Here is a 20,792-nt window from a genome sequence, read left to right as displayed (position 1 = left end):
TGAATCAAGCACCTGACAAGGCTACCCAACCGTTGATGCGATTCGGGGCAAAATGGTTACGCGACAATTCGATGATCGTTGTCTGAACTCAATCGAATACTGCCGATGGATGCGTCTTTCGTCCAGCTCTCGCTGCAAGTAATCACCACGGCCGATTCGCGCCCATCCGACCATGGGCCTTCTCATCTCGCGCTTTGCTTGACCGACCGCTGCTCAGCGGGGCGGCCGAGGGTCTCCGAGAGCGATAATTTCATGTTGAACGAGGACGGGCGCGGTAGCCTCAATCGGTGCTTGAGAGGTCCATTCCGGCTTTGTTGCGCGAGCGCTGCAGTCTGCAGCCCGATGATTTGGCATTCACTTTTGTCGACTACGACCATGATTGGACGGGCGTTGCCGAAAGTCTCACATGGTTGCAGTTGTATCGGCGATCGCTGAACGTCGCAAGCGAACTCAGGCTTTGCGCATCACCGGATGATCGCGTGGTCATACTGGCGCCGCAGGGCCTAGATTACATAGTCGCCCTTTTGGGCGCGCTACAGGCCGGATTGATCGCGGTTCCGCTGTCGGTCCCACTCGGTGGGGTCAGCGATGAGCGTGTCGACTCGGTGCTGCGTGATGCGTGCCCCACTGCGATTCTCACAACCTCCGGCGTTGTAAGCGAGGTGACCTCACACGTTTCGCCGCACCGTGGGGAGCCAGATCCATGGGTGATCGAGATTGATTTGCTTGATCTGGAGGCTTCAGTGCGATCCGACGACAGGGACAATGATCCTCCAGTCACCGCGTATTTGCAGTACACGTCCGGATCGACCCGGAACCCGGCCGGGGTGATGATCTCCTACAGGAACCTTCGAGCAAATTTCAAACAGCTGTTGTCCGGCTATTTTCCACAGCACGGCGGCGTTGCACCATTAGACACCACTTTTGTGTCGTGGCTGCCGTTCTATCACGACATGGGGTTGGTGCTGGGAGTTTGCGCGCCGATTCTCCTCGGGCTCCCGGCTGTGCTCACGAGCCCGGTTGCGTTCCTGCAGCGCCCTGCACGCTGGATGGAATTGCTGGCAACCAATCCTTCCGCTTTTTCGGCGGCGCCGAACTTTGCTTTCGAATTGGCGGTACGCAAGACCTCAGACGCCGACATGGCCGGGCGTGACCTGGCAGGTGTGCAATACATCCTCAGCGGTGCCGAGCGGGTGCACCCCGCAACACTCAAGCGTTTCACCGAGCGGTTCGCGCGCTTCAATCTTCGCGACTCGGCGGTGCGGCCCTCCTATGGGCTCGCCGAGGCGACGGTGTACGTGGCGACCAGCAGAGCCGATGGCCCGGTAGAGATCGTCGACTTCGATTCGGACAAACTGTCCGCCGGGCACGCGAAGCGGTGCCCCAGCGGCAGCGGCACACCACTGGTCAGCTATCCGCTGCCCAATTCACCCCTGGTGCGCATCGTCGATTCCGACACCCGGACCGAATGTGCGGAGGGAACGGCCGGCGAAATCTGGGTCTACGGCGACAACGTGGCTTCGGGTTATTGGCACAAACCCGAAGAGACTGAGCACACCTTCAAGGCGGTGCTGGTCGAGCCGTCGGCGGGAACACCGCAAGGGCCGTGGCTCCGGACCGGAGACCGCGGCTTCATTTTCGAGGGAAGATTGTTCATCGTCGGGCGCATCAAGGACCTCTTGATCGTCTACGGACGTAACCATTCTCCCGACGACATCGAGGCCACGATCCAGGAGATCACCGGCGGCCGGGTCGCGGCGATAGCCGTTCCCGATGGGGGCATGGAGCAGCTCGTCGTGGTCATGGAAGTCAAGAAGCGAGGCGACTCCGAGGAGGACGCCGTGCAGAAGTTCGCCCTCCTCAAGCGCGAAGTCACCTCAGCGATCTCGAACTCGCACAGCCTCAGCGTCGCAGACCTGGTGCTGGTCGCGCCTGGCTCGATTCCGATCACCACAAGCGGCAAGGTGCGCCGATCAACCTGCGTCGAACACTACCGACACGACCAATTCGCAAGACTCGACGCCTAAGCGATCCCGGTCGCCCATCGATGACAGATCGTAAGCGTGGCGCCACACGGAGCCTGCGCCAAGAAAAAGCAGGCCTGCTCCTGCGCCGCAGGAGCAGGCCTATAGCTCTGGACCGATCAGAAGTTCTGACAGGTGTTGAAGGCTGCCTCGATGGATCCCAGGTACGGCTGAGCCCATGGCGCGCCCGCGATCTGTGCGGCTATCCGCTCCCGCTGAACCGGCGGGGATGCAAGGAACGTGCGCAAGCCAGCCTGCAGCGCCGGAGCTTTGGCGAACGCCGCGCTAGCCTCGGGGCTCTGAGCGTTTAGTGCCGACACCAACTGTGGGTAACTGCAGGTGGTGTTGACAGCGGGTCCCAAATTAGGGCTTGCCGACGCAACCCCGGCCCCAGCGGCCAGCGTCAATGCGAGACCGCCAACGCCGACAGCCAGTCTGGTCAACGCTACTTTGATCATGAAGAAATCCCTCCCTGCGGCTGACTAACACTGACTTTGTCGTCATACCGAATCGAATCGTTACTCCGACCTTATTCCCAGTCCTAACCTCGTCCAAGCGTACAGGTCCGACAACCGTGCCGCGGTTTCGATTCCGACCGCCGTATGAGCACATCGGTCATTGTTCTTGTCCGCGTAGAAGGCGACGCACCAGCGGACGTGGTCCTGTGGGCCGGAGCATGGTACTGGCGGGCCGCGGGCGAATCCGTTGCGGCCACCAGAACCAGCGTCCCAGTAGCGCAGCGATTGAAGGCGTCATGAACGCTCGAACCACCAACGTGTCGAACAGCAGCCCCAACCCGATGGTCGAGCCCACCTGTCCGATGATGCGCAGGTCGCTGACCACCATCGACAACATGGTGAACGCGAACACCAAACCCGCAGCCGTCACCACCTTGCCACTACCGCCCATCGCCCGGATGATGCCGGTGTTCAATCCGGCACCTATTTCCTCCTTCATCCGGGACACCAGCAGAAGGTTGTAGTCAGAACCCACCGCCAGCAGGACAATCACCGACATCGCAAGCACCAGCCAGTGCAAATCGATACCGAGAATGTGCTGCCAGATGAGCACAGAGAGCCCGAACGCCGCGCCAAGCGACAGCGCCACCGTGCCCACAATCACCAGAGCAGCGATGAAGCTTCGCGTGATGATCAGCATGATGATGAAAATGAGACAGAGCGCGGCAACTCCAGCGATCAAGAGGTCATAGAAAGAGCCGTCGCGCAAGTCCTTATATGTCGGCGCGGTGCCGGCCAGAGATACCTTGGCGTCCTCCAAGGGAGTCACCTTCAGCGCTTCTTCGGCTGCCGTTCTTATAGCGTCGACCCGCGCGATGGCCTCCGGGGAACCGGGATCACCTCGGTGTGAAATGATCATGCGGACAGCCTTGCCGTCCGGTGAGAAGAACAAGTTCATGGCGCGTTTGAAATCCTCGTTCTCGAAGACTTCCGGCGGCAAGTAGAAGGTGTCGTCGTTTTGGGCGGCGTCGTAGGCCCGGCCCATTGCGGTGGCCTCACCGGTACTCTCTTCCACCATCAAGATGACGCCCGACATGGTGCTGTGCATGGTCAGCATCATGGTCCGCATGGTCTTCAGGCTCGCGATCATCGCCGGGAACTGGGTGAGAAGCTGCGACTGGAGGAAATTGAGTTGTTCTACGTGTTCGATCAACACTCGCAGCTTTGCGCTGATTCGGTCTGCACCGTCGAGGCCGTCAAAGATAGATCTGATCGCCCAACAGATCGGTATATTGAAGCAATGCGGTTCCCAGTAGAAGTAATTGCGGATCGGCCGGAAGAAGTCGTCGAAATTCGCTACATGATCCCGCAACTCATCGGAAAGCGCTGCCAACTCCTTGGTTTGCGCGAGCGATCGGTTCGAAAGCTCTGACAGCTGCTTCATCAGCTCATATATGCGCTCCGAAATGTTGATCATGTCCGCCATCACTTCGGCCTGATCGAGCATGTCGTTCATTTGGTCCTTCTGAAACGGCAGCATTTGCATCATGCTGGCGTTTCGCAGACTGATTTGAAACGGTATCGACGTGCGTTCGATCGGGGTGCCCTCGGGCCGCGTTATGCCCTGCACCCTAGAGACGCCTGGGACGGCGAAGATAGCCCGTGCCAATTTATGCAATACCAGGAAATCGGCCGGATTGCGCATGTCGTGATCGGACTCGAGCAAGAGTAAGTCGGGCGTCATTCGAGATGGCGAAAAGTGTCGCTCGGCAGCAGCGTTCCCCACGTTGGCCGGAATATCCTGAGGAACATAGAGCCGATCGTTGTAGCTCGTCTTATATCCCGGCAATGCCAGCAGTCCAACGAACGCGACCACGCAGGCAGTGGCCAGAATCGGCGTGGGCCACCGAACGATCGCCGTACCCACCCGGCGCCATCGACGGACCATGATTTTCCGCTTGGGCTCGAAGACCCCGAACCGGCTGCCGACCGCGAGAGCAGCCGGAATCAGCGTGAGGGCCACGGCGACCGCCACCACCATTCCCACCGCAGTGGGAATGCCCATCGTTTGGAAATAGGGCAAACGGGTGAAACTCAGGCATAGAATTGCTCCGGCAATGGTCATGCCCGAAGCGAGAACCACCTTGGCAACGCTACTATAGGTCGTATAGAGGGCAGTTTCTCGGTCCTCGCCGGCTTGACGCGCCTCATGATAGCGCCCGATGAAAAATATTCCGTAATCCGTTCCGATCGCAATGCCCAGCGAGACCAGCATGTTGACGGCAAACGTCGAAAGACCGATGACTTCTTGATCGCCGAGAAATGCGACGACTCCTCGGGCCGCTTGCACTTGTATTCCCACGATGGCCAGCAAGAGAATGGCGGTGACGACAGAGCGGTACACAAACAGCAACATCACGATGATCACCGCGACGGTGACGATGGTGATCTTGATGATGGATTTGTCGCCGGCATGGTTCATATCTGTTACCAGCGGCGCGGGGCCCGTCACATACGCCTGCACTCCGGGCGGCGCCGGCGTTCGTTCCACAATGTCTCGGACGGCCGCCACCGACTCATTCGCCAAGGCTTCGCCTTGGTTTCCGGAGAGACTTACCTGGACATAGGCAGCCTTACCGTCGGCGCTCTGCACCCCCGTCGCGGTGAGGGGATCGCCCCAGTAGTCCTGCACGTGTTGCACGTGCGTCGTGTCGGCTTTCAACTGGCGGATCAACTCGTCGTAGTAGCGGTGCGCATCCTCGCCGAGCGGTTGCTGACCCTCCAAGACGATCATCGCCACGCTGTCCGAATCGGACTCGCCGAATACCTGGCCCATGCGCTGCATCGTCTGGAACGACGGCGCGTCGTGGGGAACCAGCGATACGGAGTGTTCTCGCCCTACCTGTTCCAGCCATGGAACGGCGAACGTCAGGACGGCGATGATCACCAACCACCCAAGGATGATCGGCACCGACAGCCGATAGATCATCCGCGCGACAAATGGCGGGCGGCTGCTCGTCTGCTCGGTACTCATGCGGCCTTCAGGAGACCGAAGGTAAAGGCGATCATTGGAATTAACGCTCTTCCTGCCTCAGCAGGAGGGAACGTACCAGCGGACGAGGACCGGTCGGCCGCAGCATACTACTGGCAGGCCGCGGGCGAATCCGCTGCGGCCACCAGAACCAACGTCCCAGGAGCGCGGCGATCGATGGCGTCATGAAGGCGCGAACAACCAACGTGTCGAACAGCAGCCCGAGTCCGATCGTTGAACCCAATTGTCCCAACGTGCGAAGCTCACTCACCAACATCGACAACATGGTGAAGGCGAACACCAAACCGGCAGCCGTCACCACCTTGCCACTACCGCCCATCGCCCGGATGATGCCCGTGTTCAATCCGGCACTTACTTCCTCTTTCATCCGGGACACCAACAGGAGGTTGTAGTCAGAACCGACTGCCAACAAGACAATCACGGACATCGCGAGAACCACCCAGTGGATTTGCATGCCCAGGATGTGCTGCCAGATGAGCACGGAGAGCCCGAAGGCGGTGCCCAGCGATAGCGTCACCGTACCCACGATGACGAGGGCAGCGATGAAGCTTCGCGTAATGATCAGCATGATGCTGAAGACAAGACAGAGTGCCGCCACACCGGCAATCAAAAGGTCGTACGTGGAGCCATCCACCAGGTCTTTCACGCCTGCTGCAGTGCCGGCGAGATAGATGTCGGCACTTTCAAGAGGGGTCCCCTTGAGCGCCTCCTCGGCAGCAGTCTTGATCGGCTCGACCCGCGAGATCCCCTCCGGCGTAGCGGGATCACCCCGTTGCGAAATAAGCATTCGAGCCGCCTTCCCGTCTGGTGAAAGGAAGATGTCCATGACCCGTTTGAAGTCCTCGTTTTCGAAGACGTCCGGAGGTAAGTAGAAGGAGTCGTCGTTTTGGGCGGCGTCGAAGGCCTTGCCCATCGCAGTGGCATTTTCGCTGCCCTCTTCCATTTGGAGGAGCATCCCGGACATGGTGCTGTGCATGCTCAACACCATGGTCCGTGCATTCTCCATGCTCTCGATCATCGCCGGGAACTGCTCGAGAAGCTGCGGCATGAGCGCGGCCAGCTGATCGAGATTCTCGACGAGATCCCGCATTTCGACGGTTATCTGGTCGATACCGTCGATTGTGTCAAAGACGGATCTGAGCGCCCAACAGATGGGAATGTTGAAGCAGTGCGGCTCCCAGTAGAAGTAATTGCGAATCGGCCTGAACCAGTCGTCGAAATTGGCAATGCGATCACGCAGTTCATTGGTAATGGATTCCAACTCGTGCGTTTGGGTAACCAGATCCTGAGTAGTGGCGACGAGTTGTTGCATGATGCCGTACATGCGACGCATCATGGCTATGGTTTCGCCCAGATCGTCGGCCTGGCGGAGCATGTCATCCATGCGAGCTTTTTGAAATGGCAGCAACTGCACCTGCGAGGCCTGGGTCATGCTGAGCAGGTACGGAATCGTTGTGTGTTTCAGCGGTTCTCCGCCCGGGCGGGTCACGCTTTGGACCCTGGCAACGCCGGGCACGGCCAAGACGCCTTTGGCCAATTTATTCAACACCAGGAAGTCGGCCGGATTTCGCATATCGTGATCGGACTCGATCAAAAGAATGTCGGGAGCCATCATCAAAGACTGTGGAAAATGTCGCTGAGCGGCCGCAAATCCCACATTCGCCGGGATATCGTCGGGTATATACTCCTGATCGTTATAGCTGGGTTGATACGCTGGCAGCGCCAACAACCCGATCAGAGCGACCGCAATGGTTGCGGCGAGAATGGGCGCCGGCCACCGGACGATTGCCGTACCTAACCGCCGCCATCTATATACCGCGATCTTCCGCCTGGGCTCGAACAGTCCGAATCGGCTACCTATGGCAAGGACGGCCGGAATAAGCGTGAGCGCCACCGCAACCGCAACCACCATGCCCAAGGCTGTCGGAACACCCAATGTTTGAAAAATGGGTAGCCGGGCGAAGCTCAGGCAGAAAACCGCTCCGGCGATGGTCATGCCGGACGCTAAGACCACCTTGGCGACACTGCGGTAGGTGGTGTAGAAGGCCGTTTCCCGGTCTTCGCCGGCCTGACGCGCCTCGTGATACCGCCCGACGAAGAATATGCCGTAATCCGTTCCGATTGCGATCGCGAGCGCTACTAGCAGGTTGATGACGAATGTCGTAAGGCCGATGTACTCGAGATCGCCGAGAAGTGCGACGGCTCCGCGGACCAGCTGCACCTGCATGCCCACCATGAGCAGCACGAATACGACGGTTACGACCGAACGGAAGAAGAAGAGCAACATTGTGCAGATCACCATGAGGCTGACCAGCGTGACCATGCCGATCGACCTGTTGCCCGCGGGGCCCAAATCCGCGGCGAACGCCGATGGACCCGTGACGAACGCTTGGACCCCCGGCGGCGCCGGCGTCCGCTCCACGATGTCCCGCACGGCTTCCACGGATTCGTTGGATAACGCTTCCCCGCCGGTGCCATTGAGGTTGAGCTGGACGTATGCGGCTTTGCCGTCGCCGCTTTGCGCGGCAGCTGATGTAAGGGGATCACCCCAAAAGTCCTGCACGTGGAGCACGTGGGCCGGATCGGCCCTCAGTTGACGAATCAACTCGTCGTAGTAGCGGTGTGCATCCTCGCCAAGAGGTTGCTGCCCCTCCAAGACGATCATGGCCACACTGCCGGTCTTGGCTTCCTCGAAGTGCTCGTTCATCCGCTGCGTCGCCTCGATCGACGGCGCCTTCGGCGGCTCGACCGAGATCGCGTGCTCTTCCTGGACCTTCTCGAGTGGGGGGACGGCGACAGTCAGGGCGACGGCAATCGCCACCCACGCAAGGATGATGGGCACCGAGAGCCGATAGACCCACCGCGCGATGAACGGAGGACGGTCGGTGGTGTGGTGAGCGCTCATGCGGCCGTCAACAGGCAAAAGGTGAACGGGTTTACGCCCTGCCTGATCCTTTCGGCCTTGACCTCGTCGTCCACGACGATGCGGCAGCCGATGCTGCCGCTATTGCCTTGGGCGGCGATGTTGCCCACTCCCGCCGCCTCGGTGATCGGAAATCTCAACGACCACGGCAGACTGGCTCCCTCGACAAGCCGCGGTTCGGCGTCGACGTCGAAATAACTGATAGTCGCTACCGTTCCTGGGGGCCCGAACACCTCGTACTGCATGTACTTGGGGTCGTAGGGCTGACTCTCCTCACGCTGGGTATCGGCATACGAGGGACGATTCTCCGAGCCGAAGAGGCCCTGCAGCCGAGACACCGTAAAGCCTCCGGCGGCGAGCACCACCAATATCATGAGCGGAATCCACAGCCGCTTCAGAACCCTGAAAATCGCGAATCCCCTTCATCCGTTCCCACGCCCGTCGCCATGTCAACCGCTCGAACATGCAACTACACATCGGCGGCGACTCGCCAGACGGCGACAACTCGGATGCGGCAAGCATCCGAGGATACCGTGCGGGATCACCGCAAACGTACAGCGCCTCGGGGAGCACTACCCGAACGTGACGAGTAAAGCATGGCCGTGGCCTCCCTAATCCACTCGTTCCCAACGCGATATGGGATCGTAATGCATAGCTTATGCGTAAACGCACGGTACCCACGTTGTGCATCGCCCGCAAATCAATCGTGCGCGATGTTCAAGTCGTTCGGCCGAGCAGCGAACTTTCGGACGTGCTCGTCAGTAACAGAGCGAAGTGCGGCCAATTGAACGATCGCCGTCCGCTCGCGCCGATCGAACGAACTGACCGATCTGTTACGGCCTTCGGAAAATCTGGCCAACCGGTCGCCGGACGGCAAATGTTGAACTCGGTTGGGGTGGCTGCGCGCCGGTTCGCTGATGATGGCCAACCAGAGTCCTCCTCTACATCAATATCGTTGCGCGACTTCGCTTTTCGTCTAAAGCTTCCGCTCTCACCTCGGTCGTTCACGCGGACGGACCCGAGCTCTCGCGCGTGGAAGCCTTCCACTGGTTTGTGCAGGAATACGATGCCTGACTTGGCCGAGCCCAGCACCTGGACGCTACATCGTGTCGGCCACGGCGATAATTGACCAGTCATCACGCGGTAGGGGACAGGAATTGGCGGTTGTACAGCGCAATTTCCGAGCCCATTAATTCCGCGATCAACTCAAGAAATCAGTTTCTTCACTTCGTATGGCCGTTCGAAAACCCGATGCCGGTATCTCGGATACCCAATGTTGCGCATTGGATTAGGCGCATCTGCCACCTTCGGCGCCGAGGCGCGGGTTATCACGACGTCATCCGGCTAATCCAATCACCAATACGGCCGCGGGCTCGGACGTCTCATCGCCGTTGCACCGACGTCCTGAACCAGCACACTAGAGGGGCGCTAATCAATCTGTAAGGGGGTTAACCCCCACTATTTTGTCCGGTAAACGGCATGTTGCCTCGTCGCAGCGTTCCGTACGTTGTGAATATGGTCGCTGTGACGGGTCAAGATGCCGTGCCGCTCATGACTGGCGCGAGCACGTGGCCCACGCGCCTTCGCATCGGTTTCATGCCCAGTACGTCAATGATCGCAGGCGCTGCGATCGCCGTGGTTTGGGTGTGGGTGCCGATCGCGATCCTCCTCGTCGGCATCTCAGCCATACCGTCGCTGATCGGCTTCGCGCTCGCCGTCGTCGTGTTCGTGTACCTGATGCGCGGCGTCGCATGGCTCGAGCGCATACGCACTGAGACCGTCTTCGGCTTGAATATCCCGGTACCGCCCCGAAAAAGATCCCACAACACAGGCCTTCAGGGGTGGCTCCACCAGCTGTGGTTGGACATAAGCAGCGCTCCATTCTGGAAGGGCTGTGCACACCACTTTCTTCGCATGGTCTACGACGTCGCAGCGGTCGCTCTGGCGTTCCTCTTGCTGGCGTTCGCATTCCTTGCACCGGCCGCCGCGACCGCCACAAACCACAGCGACACCGCCGGACTAACCTACATTCCGCCCGCGCTGACCTGGCCGTTGGCCTCGATCGCGTTTGCGTTCGCCGCCGCGATCATGGTGTTCGCGCCCGCCCTCGACGCCAAGATCGATCTGTTGCTGCTCTCGACGTCGCCAACCGCGATTTTGCAGCACGAGTTGGATGCGCTCGCCGACGCCAGGCTGGGCGCGGTGTCATCGGCCCAGACCGAGCGGCACCGCATCGAACGCGACCTGCACGACAGCGTGCAACCACGGCTTGTGTCGCTGGCGATGACCATCGGCCTGGCTCAAACCAAGCTCGACTCCGACCCCTCCGCCGCCAGTGCTTTGATTGCCGAGGCACACGAAGATGCGAAAACCGCTCTGGTGGAACTACGTAACGTCGTACGCGGCATCGCACCGACGATCCTCTCCGACCGGGGCCTGGACGCCGCGCTCTCCTCGGTCGTGCAGCGCGCCCAGAACACCGGGGTGCCTACAACGCTGAACATCGACCTACCCGGGCGCATCCCCGCTGAGACCGAATCAGTCGCCTACTTCGTCGTCGCCGAGGCACTCACTAATACCGCAAAGCATGCACACGCATCGCGGGCCGCCGTCACGGTGCGACTCGACGAGGCCGAAAACAAGCTCCGTGTCTCCGTATTCGATGACGGCCGCGGCGGTGCGCAGATCACCGACAGCGCGACCGCCACCGGACTGCGGGGGCTGGCCGAGCGGGTACGGGCGGCGCGCGGCACGTTCATGGTTTCCAGCCCGCCCAACGGGCCGACAACAGTCACAGCGGTCTTGCCGTGCGGATCGTGATCGCCGAGGACTCGGCGTTGCTGCGCGCCGGCATTGAACGCATCCTCACCGACGCCGGACACGAGGTGATAGCGGGCGTGTCTGATGCGACGAACCTGCTTTGCCTGGTCAACGATACTCGCCCTGATCTTGTGATCGTCGACGTGCGGATGCCACCGACGTTCACGGACGAGGGGATCCGCGCCGCCGCGCTGCTGCGGAGCCAGAATCCCGAGTCACCCGTGCTGGTGTTGTCGCATTACGTCGAGGAGCGCTACGCCGCCGATTTGATCACGACGGACACCCGCGGCTTCGGCTATCTGCTCAAAGACCGCGTCGCCGACGTACCGGCGTTCCTGGACGCGGTCACGGTCGTCGGCGGCGGTGGAACACTGCTCGACCCCGAGGTGGTGTCCCAGATCCTCGCGCGATCGCATCGCCGCAGCGCGCTTGATCAGCTCACCCCCCGCGAAACCGAGGTATTGCAGCTGATGGCCGAAGGACGGACCAACTCGTCGATCGCAACGACCCTGCATATGTCGACGGGTTCCGCCGAGAAACACATCGCCAACATCTTCACCAAATTGGGGCTGGCGCCCGATGACACCGAAAACCGCCGTGTCCTCGCTGTTCTGCGCTACCTCGAGTCGTGACCCATAAGATAGGACTACGAATCATGACAACGATCTCCCGCCTAACCGCTCAGACGACGCCGCCGAAGACCGACCGAGAGGTGATCGAAGAGGCGCTGGGGCTCATCGAGGCCGAAAACGGGTGGACCCAGGGCACCTACTGCCGCGACGCGGAAGGAGCTGAGTTGCGCGCCGACGCAGACTCACCGGGCGAATGGGTGCGGGTGCGCGCCGAGCATGTCGGTCGGGGTGGCTATGTCGTGCGCACCGAGCCCGCAGCGTCCCCGTGCAGTTACTGTCTCGGTGGGGCCCTGCGCGCGGCGTCGGGCTACTGGCACGCCACGCAGTCCTACGCGGCGCTCGAGCAGGTGGAGCGGCTGGAATGCCTGGTACTTCGCCTGGCAAATTCCGTCGCCGCTCGGGCCTGGCCGAGCCTGCAGGCCTATAACGACGACGCGTACACCACCAGGGCGGACGCGGTTCTGATCCTCAAGCGCGCCGCGGCTCACCTCGATGCGCAGGAGCAGAAGTAGCCGTGATCAGGATCGGCGTCGTTGCCAGCCGCCATTCGTAATGTCGGGCGGCCGCCGTACCGCGATGCGCGTCGTCCTCGTCGTCATCGCAGCACTGGTCTTACTCGGAACGCTGGCCGGACTCGGTGTTCTGGCAATCGGGCTCAGCGGCAGCCGCCTAATCACCGATACCGCTGTGCTGCCGACCGACCTGCGACAGCTGACCATCGACACTGGCAACGTTCCCGTAGCCGTCCGCCTCATTACCGAGGACGAGGCCCCAGCGCCACGCGTCGACCTCCGCATGGTGACAAGGGCCGACGATCCGCCGCTGGCGGTCACCGTCGAGGCGGACCGCAGCCGGCTCACCCTGCGCGACAGCGGTTCCGAGTTCCTCTGGTTCAACGCCACCGGCGAGATCAAAGTTGTCCTGCCGCCAGATGTCGGACGGCTCTTGAGCGTGACGGTCAACCACTCGGCCGGCACGCTGACCTCCGAGGCCGACCTCGATCAGCTGGTCGCGAAGAGCGATGACGGCACCGTCACGCTCGGTGGATCGGCTCGTCTGATAGATGTAGACGTCCGCCGTGGTGACGTCAACACCAGTACTAGGATTGCCGTTTCCGAATCATTCACGGCCACCGCGAAATCCGGAAACATTTCCGTGGAATTCCGTGCGGCGCCACGCACGACTGAAGCGATCGCCAGCGGCAACGTAACTGTGGGGATGCCCCGCTCGGAGCCGTATCGTGTGCGCACCCGATCCGGCCCCCCAGATGGCGAGACGAGGGTGACTGTGGCGACAACCACCGACGCGGGCGCCCCTGTAGTCACAGCTCGCTCAGAAAGCGGCAACGTACAAGTCATCGAAACGCGCTGAGGTGCTCGGCTCCAACGTGGTGCGCCGTCCCGAAAGCATCTGCACCGCCTCCCCCGCTTGAGCCCATCAATCAGGCAAGATTGGCTACATGGCCAGTGGTACAGACAGTGGCGGAGCCTCACCCCGCGTTCTCGTGGTCGACGACGATCCCGATGTGCTGGCCTCGCTCGAGCGCGGCCTGCGGCTGTCCGGGTTCGACGTGGCCACCGCAGTCGACGGCGCGGAGGCGCTGCGCAGCGCCACCGAGACCCGACCGGACGCGATCGTCCTGGACATCAACATGCCCGTGCTCGACGGAGTCAGTGTGGTCACCGCGCTGCGCGCAATGGACAACGACGTACCGGTATGCGTGCTCTCCGCGCGAAGCTCGGTCGACGACCGGGTCGCCGGTCTGGAGGCCGGAGCCGACGACTACCTGGTCAAACCGTTCGTGCTGCAGGAGCTGGTGGCCCGCGTGAAGGCGCTGCTGCGCAGGCGCGGGTCCACCGCCACCTTCTCCTCGGAAACCATCCAGGTCGGACCTCTGGAGGTCGACATTCCGGGTCGCCGAGCCCGCGTCAACGGCGTCGACGTCGACCTGACCAAACGCGAATTCGACCTGCTCGCGGTGCTGGCCGAGCACAAGACGGCCGTGCTGTCGCGCGCACAGCTGCTTGAGCTCGTCTGGGGCTACGACTTCGCCGCCGACACCAACGTCGTCGACGTCTTCATCGGCTACCTGCGCCGCAAGCTCGAAGCAGGCGGTGCTCCCCGGCTCCTGCACACCGTTCGCGGAGTGGGATTCGTGCTCCGAACTCAGTGATGTCTGTGCTCTCGCGGATCTTCCGCCGAACTCCCTCGCTGCGCACCCGCGTCGCGCTGGCCACCGCGATCGGCGCGGCGATCGTCGTCGTCATCGTGGGAACGGTCGTCTGGGTCGGCATCACCAACGACCGCAAGGAACGCCTCGACCGCCGGCTCGACGAAGCCGCCGGCTTCGCGATCCCGTTCCTACCGCGGGGTCTGGACGAGATACCGAAGTCGCCGACCAACCAGGACGCGGTCATCACCGTGCACCGCGGTGACGAGGTGACGTCCAACTCCGATGTCGTACTCCCCCAGCTCGAACCCGGATACGCCGACACCTACGTCGACGGCGTGCGCTATCGGGTCCGCACCGTCGACATCCCCTACTACCCCGGGCCGATGTCGGTGGCCGTCGGCGCCACCTACGACGCCACCATCGCCGACACCAACAACCTGCACCGAAGAGTGATCATCATCTGCGTGTTCGCCGTCGGCGCCGCCTCGGTGTTCGGATGGGTACTGGCCGCGTTCGCAGTGCGCCCGCTCAAGAGCCTGGCGCAACAAACCCGTCAGATCGACGCCGGCGACGAGGACCCCGACGTCGAGGTGCGGGGCGCGACTGAGGCCGTCGAGATCGCCGAGGCGGTGAAGGGCCTGGTCGAACGCGTGTGGAAGGAACAGGACCGGACCAAGGCCGCGCTGGCGTCGGCGCGCGACTTCGCCTCGGTCTCCGCCCACGAACTGCGCACGCCGTTGACTGCGATGCGGACCAACCTCGAGGTGCTGTCCACCCTCGACCTGCCAGAGGACCAACGCAAAGAGGTGGTCAACGACGTGATCCGCACGCAGTCGCGCATCGAGGCGACACTCGGCGCGCTGGAACGGCTGGCGCAGGGTGAACTGTCGACCGCCGACGACCACGTGCCCGTCGACATCACGGAGTTGCTGGACCGAGCCGCCCATGACGCGATGCGGGTCTACCCGGACCTGGAGGTGTCGTTGGTGCCTGCGCCGACGGTGATCATCGTGGGCCTGCCCGCAGGTCTGCGGTTGGCGGTCGACAACGCAATTGCCAACGCGGTGAAACACGGCGGCGCGACACGCGTTCAACTGTCGGCGGTCAGCTCACGGGCGGGTGTGGAGATCGCGATCGATGACGACGGCGTCGGCATCCCCGAGGAGGAGCGCTCGATCGTGTTCGAACGGTTCTCTCGCGGATCGACGGCGTCGGTGTCGGGCTCAGGGCTCGGCCTGGCTTTGGTGGCCCAACAGGCCGAACTGCATCGCGGCACAGCCTCTTTGGAGGAGAGCCCGCTCGGTGGCGCTCGCCTGCTGCTGCGCTTGCCCGGCCACCAATGAGCTAGCGCGTCGCCAACAGGTCGATGACAAATATCAACGTCTTGCCGGACAGCCGGTGCCCACCGCCGGCGGGACCGTAGGCCTGCTCCGGCGGGATCACCAGCTGTCGACGACCGCCGACCTTCATCCCCGGAATACCGTCCTGCCAACCCTGGATGAGGCCACGCAGCGGAAATCCGATCGACTCGCCACGGTTCCACGAGCTGTCGAATTCCTCGCCGGTGTCATATTCCACGCCGACGTAGTGCACCTCAACGTTGCCGCCGGGCACCGCTTCAGCTCCGTCGCCGACGACCAGGTCCGTGATCACCAACTCGGTTGGCGGAGGACCGTCGGGGAATTCGATCTCGGGCTTCTGCCCTGAACTTGAAGTCACGCACTCACGGTAGTCGGGCAGACTGGTGCTGTGACCAAAGACCAAGACATTCTCGACCAGGTCAACCGGCTGGTCGCCGAGGAGCAGGACCTGCGGGCCAAGCTTCAGAACCGCGAGATCGACGAGTCCGAGGAGCACAAGCGGCTCAAGGCCGTCGAGGTGCAGCTCGACCAGTGCTGGGATCTCTTGCGGCAGCGGCGGGCTCTGCGGGAGACCGGCGGTGACCCGCGGGAAGCCGAAGTGCGTCCGCCGGACGAGGTCGAGGGCTACCTCAACTGAGTTCGCGTTACGCCGCCGGAGCCGCTCCGGCGGCGACATACGACGTCATCGTCGTCGGCGGCGGGCACAACGGGCTCGTTGCGGCTGCCTACCTGGCCAAGGCGGGCCGTCGGGTACGGGTACTGGAGCGCCTCGACCATGTCGGCGGTGCGGCGGTGTCCGCGCACGCCTTTGAGGGAGTCGACGCCCGCTTGTCGCGGTACTCCTACCTCGTCAGCCTGTTGCCCCGACGGATCATCGACGACCTCGGCGCGCGGGTGCGCTTGGTGCGTCGTCGCTACTCGTCCTACACGCCCGATCCAGCGACCGGCGGACGCACTGGACTGCTGATCGGTCCCACGTCAACGTTCGGTGCGATCGGCGCGGCCGACGATGGGCCGCGATTCGCCGAGTTCTACCGCCGGTGTGGTGGCCTCGTCGAGCAAATTTGGCCGACGCTGCTGGAACCGTTGCCCCGCCGCAGCGAGGCGCGACATCTCGTCGGTGATGAGACCGCGTGGCGGTCGATGGTCGACGAGCCGATCGGGCACGCGATCTCCTCCGCCGTCGACAACGACGTCGTGCGCGGTGTGATGGCCACCGACGCGTTGATCGGAACCTTCGCCCGCCTCGATGACCCGTCACTGATTCAGAACGTCTGCTTTCTCTACCACCTGCTTGGCGGCGGAACCGGCGACTGGGACGTACCGATCGGGGGGATGGGCGCCGTCACCGGTGCGCTGGCTGCTGCCGCCACCGGCTATGGTGCCGAAATAACCTGCGGCACTGAGGTATACGCTCTCGACCCAGAGGGTGAAGTGCGGTACCACTGCGATGGCATCGACCACTCCGTACGCGGGGAGGTGGTACTGGCCAACGTGACGCCCACGGTGTTGGTGGGCTTGCTGGGTGAGCAGCCGTCGGAGTCGACGCCGGGTGCGCAGGTCAAGGTGAACCTGATGCTGCGGCGCCTACCGCGGTTGCGCGACCAGACCGTCACACCGGAGCAGGCATTCGGCGGGACGTTTCACATCAACGAAATGTTCAGCCAGTTGGACTCGGCATATCTGCGAGCTGTCGACGGCGCGGTACCGGACCCGCTGCCGTGCGAGATCTACTGTCACTCGCTGACCGACCCGTCGATTCTGTCCGATGAACTGCGCGCTGCCGGTGCGCAGACGCTGACGGTCTTCGGTCTGCACACTCCTCACCACCTGGTGTCGTCAGGTGACCCCGACCGAATGCGGGACACATTGACATCGGCGGTGCTCAGTTCATTGAATTCCGTTCTGGCCGAACCCATTCACGATGTCCTGATGGAGGACTCGGCGGGCCGGCTGTGCATTGAGGCGAAGATGACGGTCGACCTCGAGCACTCGCTCGGTATGACTGGTGGGCACATCTTTCACGGTGGGCTGACGTGGCCGTTCGCCGAGGACGACGAGCCGCTCGACACTCCGGCTCGACGCTGGGGTGTGGCGACCGCGCATGACCGAATCCTCCTGTGCGGGTCGGGATCACGTCGTGGTGGCGGAGTCTCGGGGATCGGCGGCCACAATGCCGCGATGGCGGTGTTGGAAAGCTAAGAGCGCATCTTGGTCACAATGCGACGAAGCGCCATGATTTCAGCTTGGTCCAGATTCGCCATGGCTTCCGGCGCCGGGTCCTCGATCGCGTCGATCTTGGCCACCATGGCGCGTCCGGCATCGGTGAGCGATACCCGCTTGCACCGGCGATTGGCCGGATCCACCTGACGCACCACCAAGCCGCGCCCTTCCAGGTCGTTGACCGCGACGGTGGCGGCCGGCGCGTCGATGGTCGCCGCGTGCGCCAACTCCTTGACCGTCATCGGCCGTCGGCTCAACCGCCGCAAGATGCGCACTCTGCTGAACGGCAGACCGGACTGCTCGACGACCGCCCGCTTCCAGCTGTCGTGGTTCTCGATGACGAAGGCAGCCATCGCTCGCCACGCCTCGTCGGCCGCTCGATTACCGGACATCGGGCGCCACCAACGGTTCCAGCCGATCGGCCGACCGCAACGCTCGTCCGGAGGTCGAGTAGAAGCCGAGGATGATGATCACCACCCCGAGCACAGCGCAGATCAGCCACAGCGGTCGGGCGGCCTGCGCGAAGCCGGGACCCGTCGCTGCCAGCGCGCCGCCCGCAACCGAACCACACAGCGCCACACCGATACTCACGCCGACCTGCCTGCTGGTCGACGCGATCGCCGACGCGGCGCCCGCCCGGTCGGTCGGCATGCCGCTGACCGCCGCGTTCGTCACCGGCGCGTTGACCATCGAGAACCCGATGCCGAAGACCGCGAAGATCACGAGCAGCTGCCACACCGGCGTCGTCGCCGACAGCTGAGCGAGCATGACCGTCGCCGCCGTGATCAGTGTCCCAGCGATCAACAGTGACGGCCGAGCCCCGAACCGCCCGACCATCCGGCCCGACAACGGTGAAAACACCAGCGCGCCAACGGCTATCGGCAGATAGATCAACCCGGTGTGGAACGCCGAGAAGCCGCGCTCGTCCTGCAGATACAGCGACATCATGAACAGGAAGGCACCCCACGACGCGAACGCGCACACCGCGATCATCGTCGCCGATGCGAACGGGATACTCCGGAAGAACCTCAAATCGATGAACGGATCCCGCCGACGCGCCTCATAAGCCAGGAAGCCGACGAAGGCGGCGACCGCGCCGACCGCCACGGCGACTGTACGAGCGTCTGTCCACCCCATGACCGGGCCCTCGATGAGTACGAAGACGAGCCCGAACAGGAACGCCATGCCGAGGGCCTGTCCGACCGGATCGACGTCGCGCATCGTCAGCGACTTGGATCTCGGAACGAAGATGACCGTCAGCAGAATCGCCAACGCGCAGATCGGCAGATTGATCCAGAACACCGCGCGCCAATTGATCCACTCGATGAGCACACCACCGACGATCGGCCCCGCGGCCATCGAGATGCCCACGACCCCGCCCCAGATTCCGATGGCCCGGGCTCGTTCCACCCGCCCGGTGAACACCTGCGTGATGATCGACATCGCGACCGGGTTCATCATCGAGCCACCGATCGCCTGCAGGAAGCGCGCGGCGATCAGCGTCTCGATGTTCGGCGCCAGGCTGCACAGCAGCGACGCGACCGCGAACACCGTCAGCCCGAGTTGGAATGTGCCTCGCCGACCGAACCGGTCGGCGGCCGCACCGGACAGCAGCAGCAACGACGCCAACACCAGCGTGTAGATGTCGATCACCCATTGCAGCTGGGACCCGGTGGCGTTGAGGTCGGCGCGGATGTTGGGGATCGCGACGTTGACGATCGTCGCGTCCATCGACACGATCAGCAGGCTCAGGCAGCAAGTCACCAGGATGATGGCCTTGCGCCGAGCGCTCATTGACCGGACGACGGTTTCGTTCACCCAACAATTGTGAAACTACAACTGTTCGGCCGGCAAGGCAGCTGGCAGTGAGATACGCGACGTCGAGTGTGGGGTTACGTCACGCTCCGGGCGCCGCGGATTCATACGGTCAGTGCAACATCCCTGGATTTGGAGGTTGCATATGCCAAGTGGTTATCCGCATCCGCGGTCGACGCGTCGGGAGTTGTTTGATCGGGTGTGTCAGGGCGTGGGAGTGGAGCGTGCAGCCCGGGAGATGGGCGTGTCAACGACCGCGGCGACGTTGTGGTGGCGCGAAGCTGGAGCGATGCAGCTAGTGAGGGGTAACAATCGTGCTGGCCATGGCGTGGTTGATCCAGGTGATCCTGATGGGCCAGGCGGTAAAGGACATCGCCTGAGTTTGGATGAGCGCATCGCGATCATGCGTGGCCTTGATGCCGGGCTCAGCGATGCTGCCATTGCCGAGCAGATCGACCGTGATCGCAGCACTGTGTGGCGCGAAAGGCGCCGCAACCGCAATGCTGATGGGGACTACCACGCCCGCATGGCGCACAGCCGTGCAGCGCACAACGCCAAGCGGCCTAAAGGGTTCAAGCTCAACGACGTCAGGTTGTGCGCCCAGGTCCACACGTGGATGGACCAGGGGTGGAGCCCCAAGCTGATCGCCGACGTGTTGGCCCGCGATCACCGCGATGACAGGCTGGCACGGGTGAGTCACGAAACCATCTACAAGTGCCTCTACGTCCAAGGCCGCGGGCAGCTGCGCGCTGATCTGCACAAGCGGCTCTCGACCAAACGTATGGCACGTAAATCACGCGATGCCGCGCCGCGACGCCCACCGTTTAGCGATGTGCTCACCATCAGCAAGCGTCCCCCGGAAGTCGATGATCGGGCCGTACCCGGGCACTGGGAAGGCGACCTCATCTTGGGCAGCGGCTGTGGCAGTGCGATCGGCACGCTGGTCGAGCGCAGTACCCGGTTCACCATCTTGCTGCACCTGCCCAACGATCACACCGCCGAATCGGTGGCCACCGCGATGATCGCGGCGATGAGCCAGCTGCCGGCTGCGCTGCGCCGCACCATCACCTGGGACCGCGGCTCAGAGATGGCCGGCTGGCAAGACATCAGCCTGCAACTGCAGGCACCGGTCTACTTCTGCGATCCCCATTCGCCCTGGCAGCGTGGCAGCAACGAGAACACCAACCGGCTCCTACGGTTCTGGTTCGAAAAGGGCACCGACCTGCGCGTGCATTCCAAGGCCGATCTGCAACGCATCCAAGACACCCTCAACAAACGACCCCGACCCACCCTGAACCTCGACACCCCCGC

18 protein-coding genes are annotated in these 20,792 nt (G+C 62.7%); 10 read left to right on the top strand and 8 right to left on the bottom strand.

The features are described from left to right. Positions 1 to 287 precede the first annotated feature (287 nt). On the top strand, positions 288 to 2,027 hold the full coding sequence (locus AU197_RS12340) for an AMP-binding protein (protein ID WP_064402994.1): 1,740 nt from the start codon (positions 288 to 290) through the stop codon (positions 2,025 to 2,027). Positions 2,028 to 2,143: 116 nt separating this feature from the next. Here the strand turns inward: AU197_RS12340 and AU197_RS26015 are convergent, their stop codons facing one another. From AU197_RS26015 to AU197_RS26270, 5 genes are all read right to left on the bottom strand, one after another. Continuing rightward, entirely contained in the window at positions 2,144 to 2,482 is a 339-nt protein-coding gene (locus AU197_RS26015; protein ID WP_082696641.1) for a hemophore-related protein, read from the bottom strand. Between the two features lie 157 nt (positions 2,483 to 2,639). Continuing rightward, a complete protein-coding gene (locus tag AU197_RS12335; protein ID WP_064402993.1) occupies positions 2,640 to 5,516 on the bottom strand; it encodes an MMPL/RND family transporter in 2,877 nt (958 codons plus the stop codon). A 40-nt stretch (positions 5,517 to 5,556) separates the two neighbouring features. After that, positions 5,557 to 8,439 carry an MMPL/RND family transporter gene (locus tag AU197_RS12330; RefSeq protein ID WP_064402992.1) on the bottom strand — a complete coding sequence of 961 codons (2,883 nt, stop codon included), beginning with the start codon at positions 8,437 to 8,439 and terminating at the stop codon, positions 5,557 to 5,559. After that, positions 8,436 to 8,831 (bottom strand): MmpS family transport accessory protein, encoded by a 396-nt coding sequence (locus AU197_RS12325; RefSeq protein WP_231744908.1) that lies wholly within the window; start codon positions 8,829 to 8,831, stop codon positions 8,436 to 8,438. The genes AU197_RS12330 and AU197_RS12325 overlap by 4 nt, the downstream gene beginning before the upstream one ends. Before the next feature lie 326 nt (positions 8,832 to 9,157). After that, the gene (locus AU197_RS26270; protein WP_156434393.1) at positions 9,158 to 9,385 is read right to left on the bottom strand and encodes a hypothetical protein; all 228 of its coding nucleotides are present in this window, start codon (positions 9,383 to 9,385) and stop codon (positions 9,158 to 9,160) included. Between the two features lie 587 nt (positions 9,386 to 9,972). On the opposite strand from AU197_RS26270, the gene AU197_RS12320 reads away from it, so the two are divergent. The 6 genes from AU197_RS12320 (at position 9,973) to AU197_RS12295 (ending at position 15,425) form a co-directional block, all read left to right on the top strand. Continuing rightward, the gene (locus tag AU197_RS12320) at positions 9,973 to 11,277 is read left to right on the top strand and encodes a sensor histidine kinase (RefSeq protein ID WP_064402990.1); all 1,305 of its coding nucleotides are present in this window, start codon (positions 9,973 to 9,975) and stop codon (positions 11,275 to 11,277) included. Beyond that, complete coding sequence (locus tag AU197_RS12315) at positions 11,265 to 11,909, top strand: response regulator transcription factor (protein ID WP_064402989.1); 645 nt, start codon at positions 11,265 to 11,267, stop codon at positions 11,907 to 11,909. The genes AU197_RS12320 and AU197_RS12315 overlap by 13 nt, the downstream gene beginning before the upstream one ends. Before the next feature lie 23 nt (positions 11,910 to 11,932). After that, a complete protein-coding gene (locus AU197_RS12310; protein WP_064402988.1) occupies positions 11,933 to 12,421 on the top strand; it encodes a DUF6197 family protein in 489 nt (162 codons plus the stop codon). Between the two features lie 64 nt (positions 12,422 to 12,485). Then, entirely contained in the window at positions 12,486 to 13,280 is a 795-nt protein-coding gene (locus AU197_RS12305) for a hypothetical protein (protein WP_156434392.1), read from the top strand. An 88-nt stretch (positions 13,281 to 13,368) separates the two neighbouring features. Further along, entirely contained in the window at positions 13,369 to 14,082 is a 714-nt protein-coding gene (gene prrA / locus AU197_RS12300) for a two-component system response regulator PrrA (RefSeq protein WP_064396416.1), read from the top strand. Beyond that, the gene (locus AU197_RS12295; RefSeq protein WP_064402986.1) at positions 14,082 to 15,425 is read left to right on the top strand and encodes a HAMP domain-containing sensor histidine kinase; all 1,344 of its coding nucleotides are present in this window, start codon (positions 14,082 to 14,084) and stop codon (positions 15,423 to 15,425) included. The genes prrA and AU197_RS12295 overlap by 1 nt, the downstream gene beginning before the upstream one ends. A gap of 1 nt (position 15,426) precedes the next feature. Here the strand turns inward: AU197_RS12295 and AU197_RS12290 are convergent, their stop codons facing one another. Next, positions 15,427 to 15,801: an FKBP-type peptidyl-prolyl cis-trans isomerase gene (locus tag AU197_RS12290; protein WP_064402985.1), complete on the bottom strand. Its 375-nt coding sequence runs from the start codon at positions 15,799 to 15,801 to the stop codon at positions 15,427 to 15,429. Positions 15,802 to 15,831: 30 nt separating this feature from the next. Here AU197_RS12290 and AU197_RS12285 point away from each other — a divergent pair, with 30 nt between their 5' ends. Next, complete coding sequence (locus tag AU197_RS12285; RefSeq protein ID WP_064402984.1) at positions 15,832 to 16,080, top strand: DUF2630 family protein; 249 nt, start codon at positions 15,832 to 15,834, stop codon at positions 16,078 to 16,080. Next, positions 16,077 to 17,645 (top strand): phytoene desaturase family protein, encoded by a 1,569-nt coding sequence (locus AU197_RS12280; RefSeq protein ID WP_082696639.1) that lies wholly within the window; start codon positions 16,077 to 16,079, stop codon positions 17,643 to 17,645. Before AU197_RS12285 ends, AU197_RS12280 begins: the two co-directional genes overlap by 4 nt. Here the strand turns inward: AU197_RS12280 and AU197_RS12275 are convergent. Then, positions 17,642 to 18,058 carry a MarR family winged helix-turn-helix transcriptional regulator gene (locus AU197_RS12275; protein ID WP_064402982.1) on the bottom strand — a complete coding sequence of 139 codons (417 nt, stop codon included), beginning with the start codon at positions 18,056 to 18,058 and terminating at the stop codon, positions 17,642 to 17,644. The two genes, AU197_RS12280 and AU197_RS12275, sit on opposite strands and share 4 nt — an antisense overlap. Continuing rightward, the gene (locus AU197_RS12270; protein ID WP_156434391.1) at positions 18,048 to 19,484 is read right to left on the bottom strand and encodes an MFS transporter; all 1,437 of its coding nucleotides are present in this window, start codon (positions 19,482 to 19,484) and stop codon (positions 18,048 to 18,050) included. Before AU197_RS12270 ends, AU197_RS12275 begins: the two co-directional genes overlap by 11 nt. A gap of 142 nt (positions 19,485 to 19,626) precedes the next feature. On the opposite strand from AU197_RS12270, the gene AU197_RS12265 reads away from it, so the two are divergent. Then, positions 19,627 to 20,792 (top strand): IS30 family transposase (locus tag AU197_RS12265; RefSeq protein ID WP_064403010.1); only part of this gene is annotated, 1,166 nt, incomplete at its 3' end.

Source organism: Mycobacterium sp. IS-1590, assembly GCF_001500025.1.
Lineage (GTDB): Bacteria > Actinomycetota > Actinomycetes > Mycobacteriales > Mycobacteriaceae > Mycobacterium.
The sequence above is the reverse complement of the archived record's forward strand: the minus strand, read 5'-3'. Positions and strand labels throughout refer to the sequence as shown.